This window comes from Actinopolyspora mortivallis (assembly GCF_003001495.1).
Lineage (GTDB): Bacteria > Actinomycetota > Actinomycetes > Mycobacteriales > Pseudonocardiaceae > Actinopolyspora > Actinopolyspora mortivallis_A.
On sequence record NZ_PVSR01000022.1, the window covers coordinates 1 to 26,009 of the forward strand.

Annotated in this window: 26 protein-coding genes; 16 read left to right on the top strand and 10 right to left on the bottom strand. The window is 70.7% G+C overall.

Annotated features, from left to right (window positions below; genetic code table 11):
• The coding region (locus CEP50_RS20140; RefSeq protein ID WP_181188363.1) for an LppU/SCO3897 family protein at positions 1 to 650 on the top strand (650 nt) is incomplete at its 5' end.
• Between the two features lie 31 nt (positions 651 to 681).
• Here CEP50_RS20140 and CEP50_RS12660 read toward each other — a convergent pair.
• The 4 genes from CEP50_RS12660 to CEP50_RS12675 all read right to left on the bottom strand — a co-directional run bounded on the left by CEP50_RS12660 (position 682) and on the right by CEP50_RS12675 (position 4,405).
• Positions 682 to 1,587 carry an ABC transporter ATP-binding protein gene (locus CEP50_RS12660; protein ID WP_106114159.1) on the bottom strand — a complete coding sequence of 302 codons (906 nt, stop codon included), beginning with the start codon at positions 1,585 to 1,587 and terminating at the stop codon, positions 682 to 684.
• A gap of 47 nt (positions 1,588 to 1,634) precedes the next feature.
• A complete protein-coding gene (locus CEP50_RS12665; RefSeq protein WP_181188364.1) occupies positions 1,635 to 2,450 on the bottom strand; it encodes an ABC transporter permease in 816 nt (271 codons plus the stop codon).
• Entirely contained in the window at positions 2,447 to 3,211 is a 765-nt protein-coding gene (locus tag CEP50_RS12670) for an ABC transporter permease (protein ID WP_106114160.1), read from the bottom strand. Before CEP50_RS12670 ends, CEP50_RS12665 begins: the two co-directional genes overlap by 4 nt.
• Positions 3,212 to 3,379: 168 nt before the next feature.
• Entirely contained in the window at positions 3,380 to 4,405 is a 1,026-nt protein-coding gene (locus tag CEP50_RS12675; protein WP_258175196.1) for an ABC transporter substrate-binding protein, read from the bottom strand.
• 571 nt (positions 4,406 to 4,976) lie between these two features.
• On the opposite strand from CEP50_RS12675, the gene CEP50_RS12680 reads away from it, so the two are divergent.
• Genes CEP50_RS12680 through CEP50_RS12695 form a run of 4 tightly spaced genes read left to right on the top strand, consistent with a single transcriptional unit; the run spans position 4,977 to position 10,287 of the window.
• Positions 4,977 to 8,513 (top strand): sensor histidine kinase, encoded by a 3,537-nt coding sequence (locus CEP50_RS12680; protein ID WP_181188365.1) that lies wholly within the window; start codon positions 4,977 to 4,979, stop codon positions 8,511 to 8,513.
• The gene (locus tag CEP50_RS12685; protein WP_017973097.1) at positions 8,510 to 8,938 is read left to right on the top strand and encodes a roadblock/LC7 domain-containing protein; all 429 of its coding nucleotides are present in this window, start codon (positions 8,510 to 8,512) and stop codon (positions 8,936 to 8,938) included. The genes CEP50_RS12680 and CEP50_RS12685 overlap by 4 nt, the downstream gene beginning before the upstream one ends.
• A gap of 31 nt (positions 8,939 to 8,969) precedes the next feature.
• Complete coding sequence (locus CEP50_RS12690) at positions 8,970 to 9,704, top strand: DUF742 domain-containing protein (protein ID WP_106114163.1); 735 nt, start codon at positions 8,970 to 8,972, stop codon at positions 9,702 to 9,704.
• A complete protein-coding gene (locus CEP50_RS12695) occupies positions 9,685 to 10,287 on the top strand; it encodes a GTP-binding protein (protein WP_106114164.1) in 603 nt (200 codons plus the stop codon). Before CEP50_RS12690 ends, CEP50_RS12695 begins: the two co-directional genes overlap by 20 nt.
• A gap of 46 nt (positions 10,288 to 10,333) precedes the next feature.
• On the opposite strand, the gene CEP50_RS12700 is transcribed toward CEP50_RS12695, so the two are convergent.
• Entirely contained in the window at positions 10,334 to 12,652 is a 2,319-nt protein-coding gene (locus tag CEP50_RS12700; protein ID WP_106114206.1) for a helicase-associated domain-containing protein, read from the bottom strand.
• Positions 12,653 to 12,853: 201 nt separating this feature from the next.
• Here CEP50_RS12700 and CEP50_RS12705 point away from each other — a divergent pair, with 201 nt between their 5' ends.
• The 4 genes from CEP50_RS12705 to CEP50_RS20780 all read left to right on the top strand — a co-directional run bounded on the left by CEP50_RS12705 (position 12,854) and on the right by CEP50_RS20780 (position 16,261).
• Complete coding sequence (locus CEP50_RS12705) at positions 12,854 to 13,039, top strand: hypothetical protein (RefSeq protein ID WP_019855670.1); 186 nt, start codon at positions 12,854 to 12,856, stop codon at positions 13,037 to 13,039.
• Between the two features lie 143 nt (positions 13,040 to 13,182).
• Positions 13,183 to 14,661, top strand: coding sequence for an NAD-dependent malic enzyme (locus tag CEP50_RS12710; protein WP_106114165.1), 1,479 nt, complete (start codon positions 13,183 to 13,185; stop codon positions 14,659 to 14,661).
• A 117-nt stretch (positions 14,662 to 14,778) separates the two neighbouring features.
• Entirely contained in the window at positions 14,779 to 15,270 is a 492-nt protein-coding gene (gene moaC / locus CEP50_RS12715) for a cyclic pyranopterin monophosphate synthase MoaC (RefSeq protein WP_106114166.1), read from the top strand.
• 52 nt (positions 15,271 to 15,322) lie between these two features.
• Positions 15,323 to 16,261: a molybdenum cofactor biosynthesis protein MoaE gene (locus CEP50_RS20780; protein ID WP_106114207.1), complete on the top strand. Its 939-nt coding sequence runs from the start codon at positions 15,323 to 15,325 to the stop codon at positions 16,259 to 16,261.
• A gap of 153 nt (positions 16,262 to 16,414) precedes the next feature.
• Here CEP50_RS20780 and CEP50_RS20785 read toward each other — a convergent pair whose 3' ends face one another.
• The 3 genes from CEP50_RS20785 to moaA all read right to left on the bottom strand — a co-directional run bounded on the left by CEP50_RS20785 (position 16,415) and on the right by moaA (position 19,505).
• The gene (locus tag CEP50_RS20785; protein ID WP_106114167.1) at positions 16,415 to 17,077 is read right to left on the bottom strand and encodes a LysM peptidoglycan-binding domain-containing protein; all 663 of its coding nucleotides are present in this window, start codon (positions 17,075 to 17,077) and stop codon (positions 16,415 to 16,417) included.
• A 1,006-nt stretch (positions 17,078 to 18,083) separates the two neighbouring features.
• Positions 18,084 to 18,440, bottom strand: coding sequence for a MoaD/ThiS family protein (locus tag CEP50_RS12730; protein WP_106114168.1), 357 nt, complete (start codon positions 18,438 to 18,440; stop codon positions 18,084 to 18,086).
• A gap of 6 nt (positions 18,441 to 18,446) precedes the next feature.
• The gene (moaA, locus tag CEP50_RS12735) at positions 18,447 to 19,505 is read right to left on the bottom strand and encodes a GTP 3',8-cyclase MoaA (protein WP_181188366.1); all 1,059 of its coding nucleotides are present in this window, start codon (positions 19,503 to 19,505) and stop codon (positions 18,447 to 18,449) included.
• A 185-nt stretch (positions 19,506 to 19,690) separates the two neighbouring features.
• Between moaA and CEP50_RS12740 the strand changes: the two genes are divergently transcribed.
• Genes CEP50_RS12740 through CEP50_RS12760 form a run of 5 tightly spaced genes read left to right on the top strand, consistent with a single transcriptional unit; the run spans position 19,691 to position 23,624 of the window.
• Positions 19,691 to 20,095, top strand: a complete 405-nt coding sequence (locus tag CEP50_RS12740; protein WP_106114170.1) for a TOBE domain-containing protein — start codon at positions 19,691 to 19,693, stop codon at positions 20,093 to 20,095.
• The gene (gene modA, locus CEP50_RS12745; RefSeq protein ID WP_106114171.1) at positions 20,092 to 20,859 is read left to right on the top strand and encodes a molybdate ABC transporter substrate-binding protein; all 768 of its coding nucleotides are present in this window, start codon (positions 20,092 to 20,094) and stop codon (positions 20,857 to 20,859) included. Before CEP50_RS12740 ends, modA begins: the two co-directional genes overlap by 4 nt.
• 14 nt (positions 20,860 to 20,873) lie before the next feature.
• A complete protein-coding gene (locus tag CEP50_RS12750) occupies positions 20,874 to 21,692 on the top strand; it encodes an ABC transporter permease (RefSeq protein ID WP_181188367.1) in 819 nt (272 codons plus the stop codon).
• Between the two features lies 1 nt (position 21,693).
• Positions 21,694 to 22,821 (top strand): sulfate/molybdate ABC transporter ATP-binding protein, encoded by a 1,128-nt coding sequence (locus CEP50_RS12755; protein ID WP_181188368.1) that lies wholly within the window; start codon positions 21,694 to 21,696, stop codon positions 22,819 to 22,821.
• 41 nt (positions 22,822 to 22,862) lie between these two features.
• Complete coding sequence (locus CEP50_RS12760; RefSeq protein WP_181188374.1) at positions 22,863 to 23,624, top strand: HAD-IIA family hydrolase; 762 nt, start codon at positions 22,863 to 22,865, stop codon at positions 23,622 to 23,624.
• 58 nt (positions 23,625 to 23,682) lie between these two features.
• Here the strand turns inward: CEP50_RS12760 and CEP50_RS12765 are convergent, their stop codons facing one another.
• Together CEP50_RS12765 and CEP50_RS12770 are read right to left on the bottom strand one after the other, a co-directional pair.
• Positions 23,683 to 24,084 (bottom strand): YccF domain-containing protein, encoded by a 402-nt coding sequence (locus tag CEP50_RS12765; protein ID WP_181188369.1) that lies wholly within the window; start codon positions 24,082 to 24,084, stop codon positions 23,683 to 23,685.
• 67 nt (positions 24,085 to 24,151) lie between these two features.
• Complete coding sequence (locus tag CEP50_RS12770; protein ID WP_106114211.1) at positions 24,152 to 24,934, bottom strand: PhzF family phenazine biosynthesis protein; 783 nt, start codon at positions 24,932 to 24,934, stop codon at positions 24,152 to 24,154.
• A gap of 359 nt (positions 24,935 to 25,293) precedes the next feature.
• On the opposite strand from CEP50_RS12770, the gene CEP50_RS12775 reads away from it, so the two are divergent.
• Complete coding sequence (locus CEP50_RS12775; protein WP_106114173.1) at positions 25,294 to 25,701, top strand: hypothetical protein; 408 nt, start codon at positions 25,294 to 25,296, stop codon at positions 25,699 to 25,701.
• The gene (locus tag CEP50_RS12780) at positions 25,698 to 26,003 is read left to right on the top strand and encodes a transcriptional regulator (RefSeq protein WP_181188370.1); all 306 of its coding nucleotides are present in this window, start codon (positions 25,698 to 25,700) and stop codon (positions 26,001 to 26,003) included. The genes CEP50_RS12775 and CEP50_RS12780 overlap by 4 nt, the downstream gene beginning before the upstream one ends.
• The last annotated feature ends 6 nt before the right edge of the window (positions 26,004 to 26,009 follow it).

Below are 26,009 nucleotides of genomic sequence, written 5' to 3' on the forward strand. Positions count from 1 at the left end.
CCTACGGGCCGCCACCCCCTGGCCCGGGGAACGCGGTCCACTACGGCGGACCCCCCTTCCCCCAGGGAGCTGCCCAGCCCGGCGGGACCTCCGGCGGAAGAACGTTCCCGCTGCTGCTGTTCGGGGTGCTGGTCCCGGTCGTGCTGATCACAGTGGTGGCGGTCGTGCTCGCCTTCGGAGCGCGGATCGGTTCCTCCGACGCGTCCCCGTCGGAGGGCGAGAACCCGTTCGTGGCGTTGGGAACGGAGGGTCCCCGGCAGCGGGAGCCGGACTGCCTGGAGATCGTCGAACCCAGTCTGGACTCCCTCGTGCAGCGTTCCGCGCGGTGCGGCTCGCGCGAGTCGGACTACGAGGTGGTCCGGAGCAACCCCGTGGACTCGCTGGAGTGCCCCTCCGACTCCTACAGCCGCATCGCCGTCGACGGCGAGGGCTACTGCCTGATGCCGGACGTGCGCACGGACGACTGCATGCGCGAGGGCAGCCCCGACGAGCTCCGCACCAAAGTGGACTGTTCGGCCGTCGAGGCCGACCTGCGGGTGGCCGAGGTCCTGCCCACTACGGACGGACAGTGTCCCGTGGAGACGGAGTGGTACATGGACTACCCCGTGCCGGGCAGGACCCTGTGCCTGACCCCGGTCTCGGCGATATAGCGCCCGGTCCACGGCGGACCCGGCCTTCCTGTCACTCGGTCGGGCCGCGTTCGGACCCGGCCGAGTCCGAACCTGCGAGGGCCGGTTCGTCCGCGCGGTCCTCGCCGGAGGAGTCCGGGCCGGGCTCCTCGTCCTCCCGGCTCCCCTCGTGGTCGCCCTCGCCCCGGTTCTGCGGGGCGTTGCGCAGGGTGCGGGCGATCTCGCCGCGCAGCCGGACGAACAGCTCGGACTCACGAGTGCTGATCTGGTCGCGCTGCTGGCCCAGCTCCACCTCCACGTCGGCCAGCACCGTGGCCGGGGACTTGGACAGCACCAGCACCCGGTCGCCGAGGTAGACGCTCTCGTCGATGTCGTGGGTGACCAGCAGGATCGTGGTGTCCTGCTCGGCCCGCACCCGCAGCAGCAGATCCTCCAGCTCGAACCGGGTCTGGGCGTCCACGGAGGCGAACGGCTCGTCCATGAGCAGCAGCGCGGGTTCGCAGGCCAGCGCCCGCGCGATGGCCACCCGCTGCTGCATCCCCCCGGAGAGCTGCCACGGGTACTTGTCCTCGGCCCCGGACAGCCCCACCCGCTCCAGGGTGTCCAGCGCCCGCCTGCGACGTTGCGCCCGCGGGACCTTCCTGGAGCGCAGTGGGAACTCCACGTTGCCGCGCACGCTCATCCACGGAAACAGCGAGCGCCCGTAGTCCTGGAACACCACGGCCAGGTCCTCGGGCACCCCCCGAACCGGTTGTCCGCGCAGGCGCACCTGCCCGGCGGTGGGGGTGACCAGGGAGGCGATGCAACGCAGCAGGGTGGACTTCCCGCACCCGGAGGGGCCGACGATACAGGTCAACTGTCCGGCCGTGACCTCGAAGGAGACCCCGCCGATGGCGGTGTGCGCCTGCTGTCCCGGGTAGGTGTGCGTCAGCTCGGAGACTTCCAGCATGCTCGGCATGGTTTCGCTCCCGTCGGGGGTGGGCTCGGGTGTTGGCTGTGTTCCGGTCATCGCGGCACCGCCCGCAGCACTCCTCGTTCCACGGCGGACAGGGCCGTGTTCAGCAGGTAGCCGAGGATCCCGAGCAGCACGATCCCTCCCCACAGCCGTTCGTAGTCGAACTGGTCGCGCGCGAGCATCATGGCGTGGCCCAGACCGTTGCTGGCTCCGACGAGTTCGGAGATCACCATCATGATCAGCGCGAGCGAGAGGCTGATGCGCAGTCCCGCGAAGATCTTGGGCAGCGCCGCGGGCAGCACCACCGAGACGAACCAGTGCGCGCGGGAGATTCCGAAGGCCCGGGCCGTCTCGGCCTTCACCGGGTCCACGGAGCGGGCGCCGTCGGCGCTGTTGAGCAGCACGGGCCAGAGGCAGCCGAAGGTGATCGTGACCAGCTGGAGGGTGAAGCCGATGCTGAACAGCACCATGAACACCGGAAGCAGCGCCGGTGGTGGGATGGAGCGGGCGAAGGACAGCAGCGGGCCCACATAGGCCAGCGCGTTGCCGGAACGCCCCAGCAGCATCCCCAGCACGATCCCCACCAGGGCGGCGAGCAGCCACCCCAGCAGCAGCCTGCCGACGCTCGGCAGGACGTCCTCGAAGGCGGCCTCGGTCAGGAAGAGGGTTCCGACGTCGCCGCTGAACCACAGCTGCCACATCTCGGTGACGATCCGCACCGGGGTGGGGAAGAAGGGGCTCCGGGCGCCCAGGGTGGCCAGCTGCCACAGCAGCACGCACGCGGCGAGCACGCCCAGCTGGGAGGCGGAGGCGGTCAGCCCGTCGCGCCACCGTCGTGTCCTCGAAGGGGTGATGACCTCGCTCATGCCGTTCCTCCCGCCGGGGCCCAGGTGATCCACCTGCGTTGGGCTCCCGCCATGCCCGCGTTGATCAGGTACCCGAACACTCCGGCCACCAGCGTTCCGGCCAGGACCTGGTCCATGCGTCCGGCTCCGCTGCTGGCCACGTAGATGAAGCTGCCGATGCCGCCGGTGCTCGGGTTCAGCATCTCCACGCTGACGAGCACGATCAGGGCGGTGCTCGCCGCCAGTCGCAGGCCGGTGAACACGAACGGGACCACGTGGGGGATCTTGATCCGCAGCAGGCGCTGCGCGCGGGAGACGCGGAAGGCCCTGGCCGATTCGAGTAGCTGCTCGTCCACCTGTCCCACCGCGTAGATCGTGTTGAACAGCAGCGGCCACACGGCGGCGTAGCAGGCCAGGAAGATCTTGCCGGCGGGGCTGCCCGCCGAGATCACCACCACCAGGGGGATGAGGGCCACCGAGGGCACCGGCCGGAGGAACTCGATGAGTGCCGTCACGGCGGTGCGCAGCAGGGGGACGCTGCCGAGCAGCAGCCCGGCCGGTATCGCGACCAGGGCGCAGATCCCCAGCGAGATCACCCAGGACAGCACGGTGGCGAGCACGTCGAGCAGGAAGTCGCCCTGGCCGAGCAGCCGGGCCAGTTCGGTCAGCACCAGCGAGGGGGGAGGCAGGTAGTACTGGGGGGCCAGTCCGGAGCGTCCCACTGCCTCGCAGAGGGCGAGGAAGGCGAGGATCCCGGTCAGGGCGCGGGCGGTGTTGCGCATCGTGTCCCGAATCGGTCGAAGGGGCGGTTCCCCCCGGCGGGTTCGTCCGCGCGGGGCCGCGAAACGGGCCGGGCCGCACTGGGCGGCCCGGCCGCACGGTTTCCTGATCTCACGTCGTCCTTCCGGAGCCCGGCGGGCACGGGGCGGCCGGGCCGGAAGGGTGTGGGGTCAGCCGTTGTCGTCGTCGGGAGCGTGGAAGAGCATCGACTCGATGTCGAACTTCTCCTGCGGGAGCTCTCCGTTGTTCTGCATCAGGCTCACCACGCTCTTGAGCCTGCTGGACTCCAGCGTGGACGGGTAGGAGCCGATGGTGACCAGCGCGGCCGTCTTCGGGTCGATCTTGGTGTACTCGGGCAGCAGCTGCTCGATCGTGCTGCGGTCCCCGTTGGCCTCGGCCTGGGCCTTGGCCATCACGCGCTGGAACTTGGCCGCGGCCTCGGGGTGGTTGTCGACCCACTCGCTGGTGGAGGCGTACCCGGCGATCGGCATGTTGGCCGTGGGCCCGGCGGTCTGGTCCAGCAGGGTCTTGGCCCCGAGCTGGTTGGCCCGGGAGATGAAGGGTTCGATCACCGAGGCGGCGGCGACGTCGCCGTTCTTCAGGGCGGCGGGCATGTCGGGGAAGTCCATCGTCACGAACTCGACGTCCTCGGCGTTGACCCCGTGGGTCTTGAGGGTGGTCAGTGCGGTGAGTTCGTTGAGGTTGGCGCGGGTGTTGACCGCGATCCTCTTGCCCTTGAGGTCGGTGATCTCCTGCACGGGCCCGTCGGGCATGTGCATCAGCAGGAAGGTGCCCTCCTTGGCCTGGTAGGCGTCGGAGACGATCTTGAGGTCCACCGTGCCCTTGTGCTGGGCGCGGATGAACGAGACCCAGTTCCCGAAGGTGATGTCCAGCTCACCGCTGGCGATCTTGGGGATGCCGCGGGCACCGCCGGCGATCTGGGTGAGGTTGACCTCCAGCCCCTCCTGCTCGAAGTAGCCTTCCTTCATGGCCAGGTGCAGGGGGGCCACGTCCACGGCGGGCATGGTGCCGAGGTTGATCGTGGTGGTTTCCGAGTCGGAGTTCGACTCGCCCTCCGACCCGCTGAGCAGGCCGCAGCCGGAGACAAGGAGGAGACCGACGCCGGTGGCCAGGGCCAGCGTGGTCCGGAACAGCGAGCGGGCTCGTCTGCCGGCTCGTACTTCGGATCGAACCATGGTCAGCAACGCTCTTTCGGATGAGTGGAACGTGATCGGGGCAGGTCATTACTTTCACGGTTCCGGTACGAAGAGTCAACAGCGACTCCGCACTCACCCGAATGGGTGGATTTTCGTGCTGCGTTCGCTCACGTAGCGCTAATGCACGAGCGATCTCCACGGGTGTGTCCCGCTGTCCTGTACCCCTCGAATGTGAACGTGTTTCATTTCACAGTGATCTGTGGTGTTGCTCACTGTGCCTGTATGGCCCTGCAAGTGCCCTCGAAAGGGGGAGAAATGGCAATAGTGTGAATAACGCTACGTATAGCGCCCCACTTTTCCGATCGTGGTGTCCGTCAGTAGGCTGAGGCTGCCCGCGGGAGTCGCGCGGACCCGGGTACCGGGGTGTGGGTTCGGGGTGCCGCGAGGGTGTCCCCGGTCCTGAACTGCACATCCCCGTGTTTTGGTGTCGCCGATCCGAGTGATGCGACGGCACGTGTCCGTAACTGTCGGAATGAGGAAGCCACGAGTGGCCGGAGGAAACAAAGGCCCCGATCGGTCGACCGAAAGGGGAGGCGCGGATTCGCACCCCGTGACGGGTGCCGAAACCGCCACCGCGAGCGATCAGGGTGTGCTGGGGCAGACACCCTCCGCGAGCAGCGGAGGCGGTCCGGCCGACGACCACGTCGAGGACCGTCCCTCCGGGGGACTGCGCATGCGCAACTGGCGCCTGCGCACCAAGATGCTCGTGGTGCTGCTCGTCCCCGCCCTGGCCGCGCTCATCTTCGGAGCATTCCGGGTCGCCGCCGACTATCAGCGCGCCCAACAGCTGCTGAAGATCCGACAGCAGGTCACCCTCGACGCCAGCGCCGCCAAGGTGGTCCAGGAACTCCAACGCGAACGCGACCTCACCGTGGCCCACATCGCGGCGGGCAGGGTCGGTGACCACGACCAGCTCGTCGAACAGCGACGCGCCGTCGACGAGGCGATCACCGACTTCCGCGATGCCGTCGAACAGGCCGAGCAGCGCAACCGGGAGACCGTGGTCACCCCCTACCGGGAGGCCCTGGGCAGGCTCGACCGGGTGCGGGCGCTGCGCACCGTCTCCGACGAGACGGCCTACCCGGCCACGGCCGCGCTGCGCGCCTACAGCTCCTCCATCGACAACATGCTCGACCTCGGCGAGCAGGGTGTGACCCGGCTCAACAACCCCGGGGTCGTCCAGCTGTACCTGGCCACCAACGCGGTGGCCCACGCCAAGGAGCAGGAGTCCGTCAAGCGCGCCCGGCTGCTCGCCGCCCTGGAACGCGGGAACTTCGGACTCAACGAGCAGCGCGCGCTGCTCACCGCCGAGGCGGGGCTGCGCGCGGCGATGGACGACTTCCGCAAGTGGGCCGACAACAGCCAGATCCAGACCTACGAGGACACCGTCTCCGGCCTGGCCGTGGACCGGGCGCACACGCTGGAGGAGACCGCCCTGGTCCGCGCCGCCAACGGGCAGGACCTGGAGGGCATCGACCCGCAGGAGTGGATGCGTTCCTCCACCGAGCTGGTGAACCTCACCTACCAGGTGAGCACCCAGCTGCGGCAGCAGTTGCAGGACAAGGTCGACAACCTGGCCGGCGCCGCGCGCACCCAGACCTACATCGCCGTGGTGGTCGTGCTGTCGGTGCTGATCGTGGCCTTCGCGATCGCGCTGTTCGTGGCCCGTTCCCTGCTCGCGCCGCTGCGCACGCTGCGCCGCTCCGCGCTGGAGGTGGCCGACCACCGGCTGCCCGAGGCCGTGGACTCGATCCTGGAGGAGGAGAACCCGGACCTGTCCTCCCGCAACCGCATCGACCCGATCCCGGTGCACACCAGCGAGGAGATCGGCCGGGTGGCCCGTTCCTTCGACGCGGTGCACGCCCAGGCGCTGCGGCTGGCCTCCGAACAGGCGTTGCTGCGCAACAACGTCAACGACCTGTTCGTCAACCTGGCCCGGCGCAGTCAGACGCTGGTGCAGCGCCAGCTGTCGCTGATCGACCGGCTGGAGCAGGACGAACAGGACCCGGACCAGCTCAGCCAGCTGTTCGAGCTGGACCACCTGGCCACCCGGATGCGCCGCAACAACGAGAACCTGCTCATCCTCGGCGGCACCGACCTCACCCGCCGGACCGTGCGCCCGGTGCCGCTTGCCGAGGTCATCGGCGCGGCGGTCTCCGAGGTGGAGCAGTACGCGCGCGTGGTGATCGGGGAGACCCCCGACCTGGCCATGCAGGGGCGCGTGGTCAACGACATCGTGCACCTGATCGCCGAGCTGCTGGAGAACGCGACCGTCTACTCCAACCCGGACACCGAGGTCACCGTGCGCAGCGCCTACCGCAGGCAGGAGCTGGTGCTGGAGATCCGGGACCGCGGTGTGGGCGTGGACGTCGAACAGCTCGACGAGATCAACGACCGGCTGGTCCGCCCGCCGGACATCGACGTGGCCGTCTCCCGCCGCATGGGGCTGTACGTGGTCGGCCAGCTCGCCCGCAGGCACCACGTCACGGTGGAGCTGCAGAACAACGACGACCTCGAGGGCGGGGCCACCGCCACGGTGCGGATCCCCGGAGAGCTGATCGTGCAGATCACCCCGAACGGGCCGATGCCGATGCCCGACGTCCCGCTCGGGGAGCAGCACCGCGACCCCGTGGGCGACACCGGAGCTCACTCCGGCCTGGCTGCCGCCTTCGGCTCCTCCGGCGGGGAACGGAACCAGCTGCCCGGCGACGGCGAGGGCTTCGGCGGTGTGCTGGAGAGCGGTCCCTCCCCGGTCGCCGAGGAGCCGCACACCGAGGCGGGAGCAGTCGAGCACGAGCCCGCTGCCTCGTCCGAGCAGCCGGAGGCACCCGGCGCGCAACCCCCGAACTACTCGGTCCAGGTGTCCTCCGGACAGGCCTACGGGGCCACCGAGATACCCGGTGAGATCCCCGGCTGGGACGAGGACCCCGCCCCGGCGGCACCGGCCGCGCCGAGCGCCGCCGAGCGGAGCGGACCGGACACGGGCTGGTCCACCGTGGACTGGCCCGGCCCGGAGGAGCCCTCCCGGCACGAGGCCCCGGCCGAGACCGGTGAGAACCTGGGGCAGTGCGGGCCGCCGCCCGGCCTGGACGGCCCGGGCGACCTGTTCCACAGCCCCTTCGAGGCGGACAAGACCGAACACCTGGCGTGGCCGGCCCCGGAACCGGAGTTCCCGGGGTCCGGCCTCCAGGCACGTCCCGAGGAGCCGGTCACCGCGGCCGCCCCCACCGAGGAACGTCCCCCGCTGGGAAGCGGTCCCCCGCCGGGGGGTGGCCCGGAGGCGGACGACACGCCGACGGAACGGCTGCCCATCTACGAGGCGGTGCTCTCGCAGTGGTTCCGGGAGGAGGATCCCCAGGATCCCCCGCCGGAGAGTTCCGCCTTCGAGGGCACCACGGACCTTCCGCCCGACTCCGAACTCGTCGACGACGCCGTCGGCTGGCCGAGCAACGACGTCTTCGCCGGACGCGGAGCGGGTGCGGACGGGGCCGCCGGTGAGGACCGGACCCGCCGGGCGGACGGGGTCGGCGCGGCCCAGCCGAACGGTCACGACCTCGTCGGCACACCGGCCGGCAACGGCTCCGCCCCGTACGGCGGTGGCACCGACACCGACGCCGTTCCCGGGCGGGGTGGCGCCGCTCCCACCGGGGCGACGACCCCGGGGGCCGCTCCGGAGGGAGTGCCCGGCAACGCGTTCCAGGCGTTCTCCGGCCGCAGGGCGGCCAACCGGGAGCAGCGCAACCGGGAGGCCGACGCGCGTCAGGCCGGGAACGACCCCGGTTGGGGTGCCGGCGATGAGGGCTGGCAGGCTGCCGAGGCCCTCGCACAACGAACCGAACAGGAGCAGGAGCACACCGCTGCGGGTCTGCCCAAACGCAAGCCGAAGTCCAACCTGGTTCCGGGATCGGCCAACCAGCAGCACACTCCGCCGCCGAACAGGCCGACGGTGCCCAGGTCGGCTTCCGCTGTCCGTGGCAGAATGTCCAACTTTCAGCAAGGTGTTCGGCGTGGTAGGCACGCCAAGGTCGAATCCGATTCGACAGAACAGTCCCGCTCGATTCCGAGCCGTCCCGAGGAGCAGGAGTGACCGGGTCCGTCCAGCAACCCATGAGCAGCAACAGCTTCAGTTGGCTGATTACCGACTTCGTACGTCGGGTGCCCGGCGTAGCACACTCGGTCGTGGTATCCGCGGACGGTCTGCTGCTCGCAGGCTCGCAGGGCCTGCCGCGTGATCGTGCGGAGCAGCTTTCGGCCGTCGCCTCCGGGCTGGTCAGCCTCACCCAGGGGGCCGCGCGGTGCTTCGAGGCCGGCGACGTCACCCAGACGGTCGTCGAGATGGAGCAGGGCTACCTGTTCCTGATGTCGATCAGTGACGGTTCTTGCCTTGCCGTGTTGGCGGCCCCGAACGCCGACATCGGCTTGGTCGCCTACGAGATGACCCTGCTGGTCGAGCGGGTGGGGCGCCAGCTCACCCCCGAGCTGCGGGCTCAGTTGCAGGGTATGGGTCGATGAGATCAGCCTCGGCTGACGTTGGGAGCTCACGATGAGCGAGGGGGCCAACCCGAACTGGGACGGCGACCTGTTCCGGCTGTACGGTCAACGCGCCGGAGCCCACGAGTGGCAGGAGGACTTCCTCGACGGCCGCTCCGGTGAACGCGGTGTTCCCCCCGGGGACCCCGCCGCCACCGAGGAGCACCAGCGCGGGCTGTTCGGCGGTCCGGGAGCCGACCTGTTCGGCTCCGAGTACGGGTCCGAACGGGACGCTTCCGGTGCGGGTTCCGAACCGGAGGGCCGCGACAGGGGGGACAACGGCCCGATGTCGATGCCCTCCATCTCGCAGCCGATGTCCTCCGTCTCGCAGTCGATGCCGTCCCTGTCCTCCTCCATGCCCTCCCTCCCGGGGCAGGGCACCTCGCCCCTGGGGGGAGACGGGGAGGACGAGGGCTCGTTGATGCGCCCGTACGCCCGGACACGGGGCCGTACCCGCAGCGACTACGACCTCGCCGTCGAGACGCTGGTGTCCACCAGCGAGCGCGGACGCACGCAGAGTGCCCAGGCCACGCCCGAACACCGGTCGATCTGTGGCCTGTGCACCGAAGCGCGCTCGATCGCCGAGATCTCCGCCCATCTGCGTCTGCCGCTGGGCGTGGTGCGGGTGCTGATCGGTGACATGGCCAGTCTCGGCCTGGTCGAGATCCACGACAGCGGAATGGTCGTGGGCGACCGGCCGTCCATGGAGTTCTTGGAAAGGGTGCTCAGTGGGCTTCGCAGGCTCTGATCCCCGCGCGACGACCGGCTCCGACGGAGGCAAGACCTCGACCAAGATCGTGGTCGCCGGTGGTTTCGGGGTCGGTAAGACGACACTGGTCGGTTCGGTGTCCGAGATCCTTCCGTTGACCACCGAAGCGGTCATGACCGAGGCCAGCGTCGGGGTCGACGACCTCAGCGCCACCCCCGGCAAGGAGACCACCACGGTCGCCATGGACTTCGGCCGGGTCTCCCTGGACTCCGAGCTGATCCTCTACCTGTTCGGTACCCCCGGCCAGCACCGCTTCTGGTTCATGTGGGACGACCTGGTGCGCGGGGCCATCGGCGCGGTGGTTCTGGTGGACACCCGCAGGCTCGCGGACGCCTTCGCCTCCATCGACTTCTTCGACGACCGCGGGCTGCCCTACGTGGTCGCGGTGAACACCTTCGACGGGGTGCTGCACCACCGGCTGGAGGACGTGCGGGAGGCGCTGACCATCGACGACTCCGTGCCGGTGCTCGGATGCGACGCCAGGGACAAGGAGTCCACGAAGAACACGCTCATCACCCTGGTGCAGCACGCCATGCGGCAACGCATGGCCACCCAGAGCTGAGGCGCGAGCACCGGCCGAACGTGTCCGCCCGTGCCCCGGGAGCCGCTCAGTGCCGCACCACCGCCACGGAGGTGATGCGGTGCAGCGGAAAGCTGCCCAGTTCGTCGCGTCCGGTGTCGAACCCCTGCAGCACGCCGTTGCCGACGCTCACCGGCCGCACGATCCGCTGCGTGGCCCCGCCCTGGACGTCCACGAAACCCAGCCACACGCTGTCGCCGCGTTCGGCGGCCGTGCGCAGCAGCTTCAGCGTGGCCTCCGCGCTGGGCCTGCCCCGTTCGGGGGCTAGGGTGTTGCCGTCCACGGCCGCGGCCTGGTCCCCGGCGCGGAGCGTGCGTACCCGCTCGGCCAGCTGCCCCTCGTCCGGCCGGGAGGGCGCGGTCGGTTCCCCCCGCTGTCCACCGTGGCGTCCCCGTCCCCGGATCCGTTGCGGTCGGGGACGCAGGTCCAGCACCCCGCCCTCGGCGTTCTCCGCCACCGGCGCGTAGCCGCAGGAGCGCAGCTGATCGACCAGTTCCTCCAGCGGAAGCGGACTGACCAGCACGGTGGGAGCGATCCGGCGCAGCGCCAGCCCGGCCAGTTCGGACCTGCCGAGCACTTCGGTGAGCACCACCGGGTCCTCGCACCGCAGGAAGGAGGAGGCGGTGCCCGCGCGCAGCCGGCCGTGTCTGCGGGCGGTGTCGTCCACCAGATAGCTGAGAGCCTGCGGCACCGGGGTGCGGGAACGGGTCCGGAACAGCTCGTGCAGCTGTTCGCTGTCACGTCCGGAGTCCAGAGCCCTGCGCACGCTGGACTCGCTCACCCGGTAGACGGTCGCGCTGCCGGAGGACTCCACGTCGGCGACCAGCTCCATCTCCGCGGCCAGCTCGGGGGTGAGCCTGCCCGGGGCGACCACCGTCAGGTCGGCCTGCACGAGCACGTGGTCCACGGGTTCGGGGATCACCCCGCCCATCACCCGGGCCGCCGTGTCCTCGTCCCCGGCCAACAGGGTCCGTCCTCCCGAGGAGAGCCCCCCGGCGGCGACGACGCCGAGCGCGGTGGCCTCGGACAGCACCCAGTGCACCATCTCGTCCCGCAGCGGGCCGCCCCGGCGCGGCGCGCGCCAGGCCAGCACGGCCGCGACCTCGGAGTGGTGCCGCACCCCGTGGCCGGAGGGGAGTTCGTCGAGCAGCTCCAGCACCCGGCGACGTTCCCGGGGGGCGGTGGGGCGGCGCAGCCCCTCGGAGAGGGGACCCAGCAGGCGCCCCCGCTCGTCGCGCGAGCCGATCAGCCCGGGCAGCCGGGGGGAGTCCAGCCAGGATCCGGCCAGCACGGCCCAGCGCTGTTCGGGAGCGGCGGCCAACCACGAGTCGGTCCGCACGGTGGGCACCCACTGGGGCCCCTCCTCGTCGGCGCTGGTGTCCACGAGCCCGGCCGCCACCACCAGTTCGGCCAGCAGTCCGGCCCGGCCCTCGTCGACGTCCAGGTTCCTGGCGGTGCGGCGGACCTCGCGGACTCCGATCCCACCGGAGCGCAGCACGTCCGGGGGTTCCCGCTCCCAGTCGCGCAGCAGCAGCTCCACGTGCCTGGTGAGTTCGAGCAGTTCCCCGGCGGCGGCCTCGTCGATCCTGCCCGTCCCGTGTTCGACGAGCTCCGGTATCGGTTCGGCGGTCTCCACCCGGCCCATGGGCTGCTCCGGGCCCCGCACGGCCAGCCCGAACTGTCCGGGAAGTTCCACGGTGTTCTCGTCCCGGCGCAGCAGCACCCCCTTGTCCAGCAGGCGCTGGACCGGGGTGGGGCCGTCCCCCCGGGGCACGTCGCGGCGGGCCTCGCGGGTGTTGCCCACCGGTGAGCTCCACGCGAGCCGCTCGACCACCCGCCGTTCCTCGTCGTCCAGCCCGTCGAGCAGCCGGTGGACGTGTTCCTCGGACAGTTCCGGTGCGAAGGTGCCCAGACCGCCCGGGTGGGCCCGCAGGACCTCCCGCGTCGTGGCGGGCACGCGCAGCTCGTCCCGCTCCCCCCACACCAGGGCACGGGCGCGCAGCACCTCCAGCCTGCCGGTGGTCTGCTCCACGGTGACCCCGGTGCCGAGGAACCCGGTGAGCCGTCGCACCGTCACCTCGTGCTCGTCGGCACCGAGCACCACGAGGGCTTCCAGCACGGTCAGCATGAACGAGTCGAGGTCCTCACAGGCACGGGCCACGGAGGCGCGCACCGTCGCGCGGTTGGCCAGCACCGTGGTGTCCGTCGGCGGCGGGGTGGCCAGGTCGGGGCGCAGCCGCAGCAGTTCGGTGAGGTGCTCGTCACTGGCGGCGCGCAGCCGGGCGGCCAGGGACTCGACGTCGTCCCGCGCGGTCTCCTGTTCCTGCGATGCGGGTTTCGGGGGCATCCCTTCCAACATACTCGCGGGGTACGGCGGTGCTCCGCCCTGTGCGTTCCCCCACGCGGAGACGACGCGGGGCGGGGGTACCCGGCCGGGCGATCGTCGGAGTCAGGCAAACTGGTCGACGACGGGCAGGCCCGGGACCCGCGTGTGGCGCCGGGCGTTCGGGCACGGCCCGAGGAGGACCGATCCGTTGAGGAGGTTGGCGTGGCCGAGGGGAACAAGGCCAAGGGCGAGCGCATCGACCCGGAATGGCCGCACGAGGGGGAGCACCCCGTGACGGAGTTCCTGTCCGACAGGCAGGGGGCCATGTCCCCCTTCGGAGAGGTGTCCTTCCCGCTGGCCGAGGGGGTGCTCCCCTACGAGCACCCGCACACCGAGATCAACAGGTGAGCCCGGTCGCCGATCTCGGAATACCGAGTGCCGGAAATCACCTTCCACGAAGCGGTGGGGCACCGGTGTTGTCGGGGTGGTGAGTTCTAGTCTCGGACCCGCCACAGGGTTTCGCGAGAGCTCATCACTGACAGAGGTGCTACATGCCGGTTCCAGGTCCGGGATACTCGATCACCGTCCGCGTCGAGGCACCGCCCTCGGCGAGCGCGGCCGGTGATCTGACCACGGCGGTCGGGCGTACCGGTGCGGTGATCACGGCCTTCGACGTGGTCGAGTCGCACTCCGACCGCATCGTGGTCGACATCACCTGCAACTCGCTGTCGGCCGACCACGCCGACGACATCACCGAGGTGCTCGAAGCGCTGCCGGGAATGCGGGTCCGGAAGGTCTCCGATCGGACCTTCCTGGTGCACCTCGGCGGCAAGATCGAGGTCAACTCCAAGGTCGCCCTGGCCAACCGGGACGACCTCTCCCGCGCCTACACCCCCGGGGTGGCCCGGGTGTGCACGGCGATCGCCAAGAACCCGGAGGACGCCCGCAGGCTGACCGTCAAGCGCAGTTCGGTCGCGGTCCTCACGGACGGCTCGGCCGTGCTGGGGCTCGGCAACATCGGGCCGGAGGCCGCCCTGCCCGTGATGGAGGGCAAGGCGGCGCTGTTCAAGAAGTTCGCCGGGGTCAACGCGTGGCCGGTGTGCCTGGACACCCAGGACACCGAGGAGATCATCCGTGCCGCCGAACTCATCGCCCCCGTCTACGGCGGGATCAACCTGGAGGACATCGCGGCCCCGCGCTGCTTCGAGATCGAGGCGCGCCTGCGGGAGAGGTTGAACATCCCGGTGTTCCACGACGACCAGCACGGGACCGCGATCGTGGTGCTCGGGGCGCTGCGCAACGCCCTGCGGGTGGTCGACAAGGACCTGTCCGACTGCCGGGTGGTGGTCTGCGGCGTCGGTGCGGCCGGTTCGGCGATCATCCGGCTGCTGCGACAGAAGAACCCCGCCGACATCATCGCCGTCGACGTGGACGGGATCGTGCACGCCGACCGGGGGGACACCGACGAACACCTGCGTTCCATCGCCGCCCGGACCAACGCCGAGGGGCGCAGGGGAACGCTGCGGGACGCGGTGCGGGAGGCCGACGTGTTCATCGGGGTCTCCGCCCCGAACCTGCTCAGCGCCGAGGACGTGGCCACGATGAACTCCGACGCCATCGTGTTCGCGCTGGCCAATCCCGACCCCGAGGTGGATCCGTTGGAGGCCCAGAAGCACGCCACCGTGGTCGCCACCGGACGCAGCGACTACCCGAACCAGATCAACAACGTGCTCGCCTTCCCCGGCTTCTTCCGGGGTCTGCTGGACGCGCACGCCCACGAGATCACCGACGAGATGATGCTGGCCGCGGCCAACGCGATCGCCGACGTCGTGGACAGCAACGACCGGGTCAACGCCTCGTTCATCGTCCCCAGCGTGTTCGACACGACCGTGGCGCCCGCCGTGGCCGAGGCGGTCCGCCGGGTGGCCGTCGCGAGCGAGGGGTCGAGCGGCGGGGGAGCCCAGCGGGCGGCCGCCGTGACCGGTGGGGCCCCGGGTTTCGCCGACATGGAGGAGGACGTCGAGTTCTGATCCCCTCGCGGGGATGACCGTGCCGGTGCGGGGTGCCGTCCGATCCGTTCGGGCGGCACCCCGTTCGTCGGTTTCCCGCCCCGTGGAAGCGGCGCGCGCACTCTCTAGGCTCGACGTATGGCTTCGGAACACGACCTCACCCACCTGGACGAGTCCGGTGCGGCGCGCATGGTGGACGTGGCAGGCAAGGAACGCGGCACACGGTTGGCGGTGGCCACGGGAACGCTGCGCACCACCGCCGAGGTGATGGCGCGGCTGCGGGACCGGGATCTGCCGAAGGGCGACGCGCTGGCCACCGCGCGCGTCGCGGGGATCATGGCGGCCAAGCGCACTCCGGACCTGGTGCCGCTGTGCCATCCGATCGCCCTCGCCGGGGTGGAGGTGGAGTTCGAGACCGGCGAGACCGAGGTGCGGATCACGGCGACCGTGCGCACCACCGACCGCACCGGCGTGGAGATGGAGGCGTTGACGGCGGTCAGCGGTGCGGGACTGGCGCTGCACGACATGATCAAGGCGGTGGACCCGGCGGCGGTGCTCGACGGGGTGCGGGTGGAACGTAAGGAGGGCGGCAAGACCGGGGTGTGGACCCGGGACGAGGCCCGGGGATGATGTGGTGCGTGAGGACACACCGGTCGTCGTGCGGACCGGTACGGAGGTTGCCATGACCGAACGACACGCCCGTGTGATAGCCGCTTCGAACCGCGCCGCCGAAGGGGTCTACGAGGACCGCACCGGCCCCCTCATCGTCTCCTGGCTGCGCGAACGCGGCTTCACCGTGCCCGAGCCCGAGGTGGTGCCCGACGGGGAGCCCGTGGCGGCGGCGCTGCGTTCCGCGTTGGAACAGGGGGTGCAGCTGGTGCTGACCACGGGAGGAACGGGGATCTCCCCGACCGACCGCACCCCGGAGGTCACCGAGCGGCTGCTCGACTTTCCCGTCCCCGGCCTCGCCGACGCGGTGCGCACCGCAGGGTTGCCCGCCGTGCCCACCGCCGTGCTCTCGCGGGGCGTCGCCGGGGTCGCCGGCCGCACGCTGGTGGTCAACCTGCCCGGCTCCCGGGGTGGGGTGCGGGACGGCCTGGGCGTGTTGGACGGGGTGCTGGAGCACGCCCTCGACCAGCTCGCCGGTGCGGACCACGCTCGTGGAACGGCTGATTCCGAGACCGTCGGCGAGGGCTCGGCCGAGGTGGTGCGGGCCGCGATGACCGACCGGGACGTCGACGTGGCGCTGCTGGAACGCGAGGTGGCGCACCGGGCGGCGGGTGCGGTGGTCGGCTTCGGCGGGGCCGTGCGGGACCACGACGGCGGTCGTGGCGTGCGGGAGCTGGAGTACACCGCTCACCCGTCAGCGGACGAGGTGATCCGGGAGGTGGCCGCCGACGTGGCGTCCCGTTCGGACGGTGTGCGTGCCCTGGCGGTGCAGCACCGCACCGGGGTGCTGCGGATCGGCGACGTGGCCCTGGGCTGTGCCGTGGCGGCCGAGCACCGCAAGCAGGCCTTCGACACCTGTGCGGAGCTGGTGGACGAGGTCAAGCGCAGGCTTCCGGTCTGGAAGCGTCAGGTCTTCGACGACGGGCAGGAGGAGTGGGTCAACTGCCCCTGACCCGGTGAAAGGGCCCGTACGGGCTGCCGGAGCCGCCTTCCCGCCCGGCGGTCCCGGCCGGCAACGGAAAAACGGGGCCCCGCCGCTGGGGGAAGGCGGCGGGACCCCGGTCTCCGCAGGGGCGCGGTCGCGCGCCCGGTCATCCGTGCCCGATCAGCGGATGTCGAGCTGCTGACCCGGGAAGATGAGGTTCGGGTCGTCGAGCACGTCGGTGTTGCGCTCGAAGATGTCCTGGTAGCTCACACCGAAGCGCTGGCCGATCTCGCTCAGCGTGTCCCCGGACTGGACGGTGTAGTCGGCACCGTTGCTGCGCACGCTGCTCTGCTGCGTGGCCTCGGTCGACTGCTCGGTGGAGCCGCTCTGCTGCTCGGGCTGGCTGGGCTGGCTGGGGGCCGGCTGCTCGCTCTCGTTCGAGGAGCCGCCGGAGACCTCGCCCACGTTGCCGGTGCTGCCGTTGACCCAGTTGGTCTTGGCGGTGCAGGCGGGCCAGGCACCGGGGCCCTGCGCGGCGAGCACCTTCTTGGCCACCGCGATCTGCTCGGCACGGCTGGCCTGGTGCGCGTTGGAGGCGTACTGGTGACCGCCGAAGGCCTCCCAGGTGGAGGGGGTGAACTGCAGCCCGCCGTAGAAACCGTTGCCGGTGTTGATGTGCCAGTCCCCGCTGGACTCGCACTGGGCCAGTTCGTCCCAGTCGGCCGCGCTGGCCGGTGCGGCCACCGCGAACGGCGAGGCGACCACGGCGCCCGCGATGGCCACGCGGGCGGCGTTACGCGTGAAGCTGGAAGCCTTGCGATGTTTGCCCTTGTAACGAGCCATGTCCCTCTCTCCTGCCGCGCTTGCGGGATTCCTTCCGGAAACGCGGGTGCGTGTTCCGGTGGGTTCCTGGGAACCCGTGGTCCGCGAAAGCTTCGGGGCGCTTTCACGGTTTCCCCGTCCCTGCCCGGTTTCGTTTCGTTCGGGGGCAGGAAGTCCGCCGGGCAGGGATCGGCGCTGCGGACTTCCCGGTTTTTCTTCGGGTTGGTCGGTTCGGGGCCGACCGGTGGGAACAGTACGTAATCAAGCAAGCGAACGGAAACTTAATGGAATGTGATGCTCGTCACAGTAACGTGTGGCCCGGGGGGATCGATCAGGGGTGTTTATGCAGCGCACAGCGCTGTTATCAACTTGTTTCCGAGTCGATATCGATCACTCGCGGTGAGGCGTGGGTCACTCCGTTGTTGGGCGACCACATCCGCCGACGTGGCCGTGTTACGTCAGATTCACCATTTTTCGCTTGGCACGCAAGGGAAGGCTCGTTTTCGTGGAGTCGTTACTCAACGGAGGTTGCCGATCGCTGAGCGCGTTCGAAAACGGTTCATCGGGTGATCCGTCACCCGTCCGGAGAATGTGCGGCCTCCGGGCGGGTCCGGATCGCGAGTTGTTCCGCTCTAATCACCCAGAAGAGTGAGGCAAACACGCCGCGACACGGAATCGTGTCGCTGATCGCGAACAATGCTCGCACTGAACGCGCCCGTGCGGCGAGTCCCACGGCGCGTGGGAGACCTCCCCGCCGGAACGGACACGCGTTCTCCCACTCCCCGGAACCGTGGGCCGAGCCGTGTCGCCGTCCGCCGCCGCGACCACACACGGGGGCGCGGACTCCGACGGTCAACTCGGTGGGAACACGACCGACGAACGTCCCGGAGGACCTCAGCCGGTCGGACGGAGAGCGGTTCGCGGTCGAACCACGACGATGATCATAACCGACGACACGCCCGGACGCAGTGCCGGACGCGCCCACTTCCCCCGGACGGGCGTAGCTATCCCGACATCCGGACGGGGATCAGCCTCCCGCGAAGGGCGGCAGCACGTCCACTTCGGACCCGTCGCTGACGGGGGTGCTCTCGTCGCGCACCGCCACACCGTCCACGAGGAAACTGCACGCGGCCACCACCCGGCCGAGCCGTGCGTCGTGGGCGGCCAGCACCTGTCGCAGCACGTCGGAGACCGTGACCCCGGAGTCGGCCTCGGCGGGAGTTACCTCGACGTTCTCCTCGGCGGTACCCGCGGCCGCCCGGGCACCGGCGAAGTACCGCACCAGCACCCGGACACCTCCGCTCGGGGCTCGCTCCGGGGAGTCGGTGGCGGCGCCCCCCGCGTGCTCGGGGCGGCTCGTGGGGACGTTCCGTTCCGGTTCCACCGTCGACTACCCGCCGATCGAACTCATCGGGCGCGCGGGCTGCACGAAGTCCTCCCGGTCCATGCCGTGCCCGGCGGCCTTGGCCCACATGGTCTCCCGCCACAGCCGGGCGAGCTCGGCGTCGGTCACGCCCTCGCGCAGGGGTTCGCGCAGGTTCGTCTCCGTCTGGGAGAACAGGCACGAGCGCAGCTGACCGTCCGCGGTGAGCCTGGTGCGGTCGCAGGTGGCGCAGAAGGGCCGGGTGACCGAACCGATCACCCCGACCGTCTCCGGGCCACCGTCCACCAGCCACCGCTCGGCCGGGGCCGAGCCCCGCTCGGCCGTGTGCGGGGTCAGGGAGAACTCCGCGCCGAGCATCTCCAGGACCTCGTCGGCGGTGACCATCTCAGCGCGGTCCCAGGCGTGCTGGGGGTCCAGCGGCATCTGCTCGATGAAACGCAGCTGGTACCCCTGTTCGAGGCAGTAACGCAGCAGGTCGCAGGCCTCGTGGTCGTTGATCCCGCGCAGCAGCACCGCGTTCACCTTCACCGGTTCCAGGCCGTGCTCCTTGGCCGCGCGCAGCCCCTCCAGCACGTCCTCGAAACGGTCCCGGCGGGTCAGCCGGTGGAAGGTGTCCCGGTCCAGGGTGTCCAGGGAGATGTTCACCCGGTCCAGCCCACTCTCCGCGAGCCGTTCGGCGAACCTGCCGAGGTTGATCCCGTTGGTGGTCAACGAGGTCCGGGGGGCCTCGGGCAGGGAGGCGGTCGCGGCGATGATGTCCACCAGGTCCTGCCGCAGCAGCGGTTCCCCGCCGGTGAAGCGCACGTTCGTGACCCCCAGCTCGCGCACCGCCAGGGTGATCAGCCGGACCATCTCCTCGGTGTCCAGCATCTCGGAGCGCTTCATCCACGGCAGTCCCTCGGCGGGCATGCAGTAGGTGCAGCGCAGGTTGCACTTGTCGATCAGGGACACCCGCAGGTCGGTCGCCACGCGCCCGAAACGGTCGACCAGGTACGGCGTGTCCGGGCGCGTCGAGGTGTCGACCGTCCGGCGGGTCACCGGGATGCCCAGGTCCACGGAAGTCACGCCTCGACCCTAACGGTTCCGGCGGGGGTAATTCGATCGCACGCGAGGGTTTTCGTGCGTGTTCTCCCACGTGATCCGGCCGCTCGGGTGGGGGTTCGGAGGAAGACACGAAAAGCGGGCGGAACCGCTCGTGCGGTTCGGTCACCCCTGGATCGGTCGGCGTTCGCGGTTTTATTCTCCCACTCGTGCCGCAGTATCGGATCTCCGAAGTCGCCGGCCTGTTGGGCGTCAGCGACGACACCGTCCGCCGGTGGGTGGACGACGCGCGGCTGCCCGCCGAACAGGGCCCCTCCGGGCGGCTGGTCGTCGAGGGCTCGGTGCTCGCCGAGTTCGCCCGCGACAGGGCCCGGTCCGTCCACGATCCCTCCGGGGTCGAACGCTCGGCCCGCAACCGGTTCGTCGGGTTGGTCACCGAGGTCGTCTCCGACACGGTGATGTCCCAGGTCGAGTTGCAGTGCGGCCCCCACCGGGTGGTCTCACTGCTCAGCACCGAGGCCGTCGAGGAGCTCGGGCTGCGCCCGGGAGTGCTGGCGGTCGCCGTGGTCAAGTCCACCGCGGTGGTGGTGGAGACACCCGGGGATGGACCATGACCCGAGCACGCGCGAGGAGCTTCCCGCTGGCGGTGCTGCTGACCGCGGTCCTGGTGGCCTCCGGCTGCGGGGCCGGGGCGCGTACCGAGGGAACCACGCTGACGGTGCTGGCCGCCGCCTCGCTGACCGAGTCCTTCCGCGAGATGGGCGAGCGGTTCGAGCGGGCGCATCCCGACGTGGAGGTGCGGTTCAACTTCCAGGGATCGGCGCTGCTGGCCGAACGCGTCCGGCAGGGCGCCGGGGGAGACGTGTTCGCCTCGGCCGACCGGGCCATGATGAACAAAGTGGTCCGCGCGGGCGCCGTCGCGGAGCGGCCGCGGACGTTCGCGACCAACCGGCTGTCCGTGGTGGTGCCGCCGGACAACCCCGCCGGGGTGCGCGCGTTGTCCGACCTGGCCGCCGAGGACGTGTCCGTGGTCGTGTGCGCCCCGCAGGTGCCGTGCGGTGCCGCCACCGAGCGGGTGGAGACGGTGAGCGGGGTCCGGCTGACCCCGGTGAGCGAGGAGAACGACGTCAAGGACGTGCTGCACAAGGTCGAGGCCGGGGAGGCCGACGCCGGGCTGGTCTACGTCACCGACGCCGAGGCCGCCGGGAAGAAGGTGCGCACAGTGGACTTTCCCGCCTCCGAACGGGTGACCAACGAGTACCCCATCGCCACGCTGGAGGCGGCCGAACACCCGGACACGGCCGAGGCCTTCGTCGAGTTCGTACGCGGTGACCGGGGGCGTCGGATCCTGCGTGAGTACGGGTTCGGAACCCCGTGAGCGGACGGTGCCGCATGAGGAACGTGCCGCGCCCGCGAGGCCGGACAGGTGCGGAGCGACCCGTCGGAACCCCCCTGCCGCTGTGGCTGCCCGCCGGATGCGCCCTGGCCCTGATCCTGCTTCCGGTGCTCGGGTTGTTCGCCCGCGTCGACCCGGCGCGGCTGCCCGCGCTGCTGACCAGCCCGACCGCACTGAGCGCGCTGTGGCTGTCGCTGCGCACGGCGGCGCTGGCCACGGGGGTGTCCGCGCTCCTCGGCGGCCCGCTGGCGGTGGTGCTGGCCCGCTCCCGTGTCCCGGGGACGCGGCTGCTGCGGGGGGCGGTGCTGCTCCCGCTGGTGCTTCCTCCGGTGGTGGGCGGGCTGGCGCTGCTGTACCTGCTCGGACGCACCGGACCCGTGGGGGCGGTGCTGGAGCAGCGGTTCGGCCTGACCCTGCCCTACACCACCACCGCCGTGGTGCTGGCCCAGACCTTCGTCGCCATGCCGTTCCTGGTGGTGAGTCTGGAGGGGGCCCTGCGTGCCGCCGGGACCGAGCACGAGCGCATGGCGGCCACCCTGGGGGCGGGGCCGTGGTTGACCTTCCGACGCGTCACCCTCCCGATGGTGCTGCCCGCCCTCGTGTCCGGGCTGGTGCTGACCTTCGCCCGCGCGCTCGGCGAGTTCGGCGCGACCATCACCTTCGCCGGCAGCCTGCGCGGCACCACCAGGACGCTGCCGCTGGCCGTCTACACCGAGGCGCAGGCCGACGTGGACGCGGCGGTGGCGATGTCCCTGCTGCTGGTGGCGATGGCCCTGCTGGTCATCGTCGTCGCGCGACCGAGGGCGGTGGGCTGAGGTGAGCGAGGTGGCCCGGGCAGGGGCGGAACCCTCCACCGGCGAGGGACTGTCCGCCGAGGTGCGGCTGCGCCGCCCCGGTTTCGAGCTGGACGTGACCTGTGCGGTGCGTCCGGGGGAGGTGCTGGCGGTGCTCGGGCCGAACGGCGCGGGCAAGTCGACGCTGCTGGGCACGCTGACCGGCTCGGTGCTGCCCGAACACGGCAGGGTGGCACTGGACGGTCGGGTGTGGCTGGACACGCGGCGCGGGGTGGACGTGCCCACCCACCGCCGACGCGTGGGGTTGCTGGCCCAACGACCCACGCTGTTCCCGCACCTGTCGGTGCTGGAGAACGTCGCCTTCGGCCCCCGGGCGGGCGGCCACCGCGCCCGGCGGGCCCGCGCGATCGCGCGGGAGTGGCTCGACCGGCTCGACGTCGCCGACCTCGCCGGGCGGGCTCCGGCCCGACTGTCCGGGGGACAGGCCCAGCGGGTCGCGTTGGCGCGGGCACTGGCCGCCGACCCCGAGGTGCTGCTGCTGGACGAGCCGCTGTCCGCGCTGGACGTGGACACGGCGCCCGCGATGCGCGGGCTGCTGCACCGCGTGCTGGGTGCCCAGCGCACTCCCTGCGTGCTGGTGACCCACGACGTGCTGGACGCGGTGGTGCTGGCCGACCGGGTGCTGGTGCTCGACGAGGGCGGTGTGGTGGAGCGGGGCGAGACCGGGCGGGTGCTGTCCCGCCCCCGCACCTCGTTCACCGCGCGCATCGCCGGGCTGAACCTGGTCCGGGGCACCGCCGTGGCCGAGGGGGTCGAGGTGGACGGTGTCACCATCCGTGGCGGCACGGCCGAACCCGTCGAACCGGGCGACCCGGCGGCGGCCGTCTTCGCCCCCTCGGCGGTCGCGGTGCACCGCGCCGCCCCGGAGGGCAGCCCCCGCAACGTGGTGCGGGTGCGACTGGTCGGCCTCGAACCGCGCGGGGACACCGTCCGCCTGCGCGCCGAGACCGACGCGGAGGGAGGGGGTGTTCCCCTGACGGCGGAGGTGACTCCGGCCGCCGTGGCCGAGCTCGGGCTGGAGCCCGGTGACCGGGTGTTCTTCGCCGTCAAGGCCACCGAGGTGGCTGTCCATCCGCTGTCCGTTGGATGATCGAGGGCGTGACTGACGAGGTATCTCCCTGGACCTATCTGATGGACATGGACGGTGTGCTCGTGCACGAGGAGCACATGGTCCCCGGCGCGGACGCCTTCCTGAACGAGCTTCGGGAACACGGTCTGCCGTTCATGGTGTTCACGAACAACTCCGTGTACACCAGACGGGACCTGCGGGCGCGGCTGATGCGCAGCGGACTGGACGTGCCGGAGTCGGCGATCTGGACCTCCGCGCTGGCCACGGCGCAGTTCCTGGACAAGCAGCGACCGGGAGGCTCCGCCTATGTGGTGGGCGAGTCCGGGCTGACCACGGCGTTGCACAACATCGGCTACGTGCTCACCGACCGCGACCCGGACTACGTGGTGCTCGGCGAGACCCGCACCTACAGCTTCGAGGCGATCACCAAGGCCATCCGGCTCGTGGAGGGCGGGGCGCGTTTCATCGCCACCAACCCGGACGAGAAGGGCCCCAGCCGGGAGGGCACGCTGCCCGCCACGGGCGCGGTCGCCGCGCTGATCGAGCGGGTCACCGGACGCGAGCCCTACTACGTGGGCAAGCCGAATCCGCTGATGATGCGCTCGGCCCTGCGCGAGCTGCGGGCCCACTCGGAGAACACCCTGATGATCGGCGACCGCATGGACACCGACGTGCGTTCCGGACTGGAGTCCGGTTTGCAGACGATCCTGGTGCTGTCGGGGATCTCCGGCAGGCACACGGCCGAGTTGTTCCCGTACCGGCCCACGCGCGTGATCGACTCGGTGGCGGACCTGGTCGGTCGGGTGGAGCACCCGTTCGACTGAAGTTCCCCGGCTGCGGTATTCCTCGGCTCCTTCGGCACGGCCCGGAGGCGGGGCGGGGTCAGCGCAGCGGGATCAGGGCGTGGGCGTCGTCGGTGTCCACGATGCGTTTGCCGAGCGGGAACAGCGACACGGGAACGAGCTTGAAACTGGCGATCCCCAGCGGGATGCCGATGATCGTCACGCACAGGGCGATCCCGCTGAGGATGTGGCCCAGAGCCAGCCACCAGCCGGCGAGGATCACCCACAGCACGTTGCCGATCGCCGAGAACACCCCCGCGTCGTGTTCCTCGACGAGCTGCCTGCCGAACGGCCACAGCGCGAAGTTGGCCATGCGGAACGAGGCGATGCCGAAGGGGATCCCGATGATCGTCACGCACAGCAGGATCCCGGCGAGGGCGTAGCCGATCGCCATCCAGAGTCCGCTGAGCACGAGCCAGACGATGTTGAACAACAGCCGCATGGCACCCACTCTGCCAGCGGCAGGGGGGACACGACTCGGGGAAGTCCCCGATCCGTCCCGGAGAGGCTCAGGCGCGCAGGCTACCGTGCAGCACCGTGACCGCGTTGCCCGCCAGCTTCACCCGCTGTCCGTGCAGGCGGACGCGCAGGCTGCCCCCGCGTGGGGAGGCCTGTTCGGCGCGCAGGTCGGTGCGGTCGAGCTGTTCGGCCCACCAGGGGGCCAGGGCGCAGTGTGCGGAACCGGTCACCGGGTCCTCCGGAACTCCCGCCGCCGGGGCGAAGAACCGGCTGACGATGTCCACACCGGGCCGGTCGCCCCGGGCGGTGACGGTGACTCCCCGCACGGGCAGGTGGGCCAGGGCGTCCGTGTCCGGACTCAGTCCGCGCACCAGGGCGGCGTCGGAGAGCTGCACGATCAGGTCGGTGCCGTCGTCGGCGACGTGTTCGACGGCACCCGGTGGGAGCTCGCCCAGCGCGGGGACCACCTCGGAGCCGTCGGTGGGGGCGAACCGCCGGGCGGGGAAGTCGAGCTCGATCATCCCGTGTTCGTCGGTGGAGCAGCTGAGTTCGCCGCTGCGGGTGGTGAACCGCTGCTCACCGCCGAGCACGTGCGCGGCGGCCAGGGTCGCGTGCCCGCAGAGGTCGACCTCGGTGGTGGGGGTGAACCAGCGCAGCGGTTTGGGCGCGTCGTCCCCGCCACCGGTGACGACGAAGGCGGTCTCCGAGTGCTTGAACTCCGCGGCCACCGAGCGCATCCAGCCTTCTTCGGCGGGTTCGTCCAGCAGCACCACCCCGGCGGGGTTGCCGCTGAAGGGCTCGGAGGTGAAGGAGTCGACGACGTAGGCATCCACGGCGGCGATGTTAGTCGCCGGGTTGTGGCGCGGCGCGGACACCGAGGTGCTCGCCAGTTTTAGGCAAAATTGGACTCTCCACGGGCAGCGACGTCAAAGCGAGGAGCCGCGTCGGCAGTTGCACGAGCTGTGAGCCCTCGGATCCGAACGGGGTCGTTGCCGCCCGGTGAGGCGTGAGCTCACCGCACCGTTGCCCGTCGGTTTTCGGTGGAACCGGCCCACGCGGGGTCCGTCCCGCGTGGGCTCGCGGACCACGGCGCTTCCCTGTGTTCGGTTTCGTGCATCGTAAGTTGTTGCATTTTTTGTAACTAGTTGCCAAAATAGAACCAACAGTGCCGACTGGAACAGGGGGAACGAGGATGACCGAGGAAGCCCGGCAGGCGTTGGAGGAGGTCCGCCGCGCCCCGTCGCTGTACCGGCCCCCACATCCGACGGAGATCGTGCTGGCCGTGGCCAGTGTCGGAGTGCTGCTCGTCGGAGGAAGCTGGGTGATCCAACTCGATCCACCGCTGGTGTGGTCGTTGGTGGCCAGCCTGGGGATTCTGGCGGTCCCGTTCGCGTGGCATTGGGCAGCGTTGCGAACTCCGGGGCGAGCTCCGTGGCGGCGTATCGACACGGTACTGGCAGGGGCAGCGTTGTTGGCGGGTACTTTTCCCGTCCACACGCTGCTCTGGTCGACTGATTCCAGTGCGACCTCCGCCTGGGTCGCCGCGACGATCGCGGCGGTGGCCCTGGCGGTGTTCATCGGTGTGAGGTGGCGCCGATGAACACCGCCCGAGACCCCCGCGAAGCGCTGCCCACGACCCTGCACTCTCCCGTGCGGCTGGCGATCCTCGGAGCACTGCGGCGTGTGCAGGCCACCGAGTTCGGCGATCTACAGCAGGCCCTGGGAATCACCACCCCGGAGCTGTCCCGGCAACTAAGTGTGTTGCAGCGCGAGGGAATGATCGAGATCAGGAAAGTGCAGCGCCACCGCCACACCGTCACCCAGGCACGTCTGTCCGAAGAGGGCCGGTCCCGTTTCGAGGACTATCTCGAACAGCTCCACCGCCTGGCCTTCGGGGAGTAGCCCTCT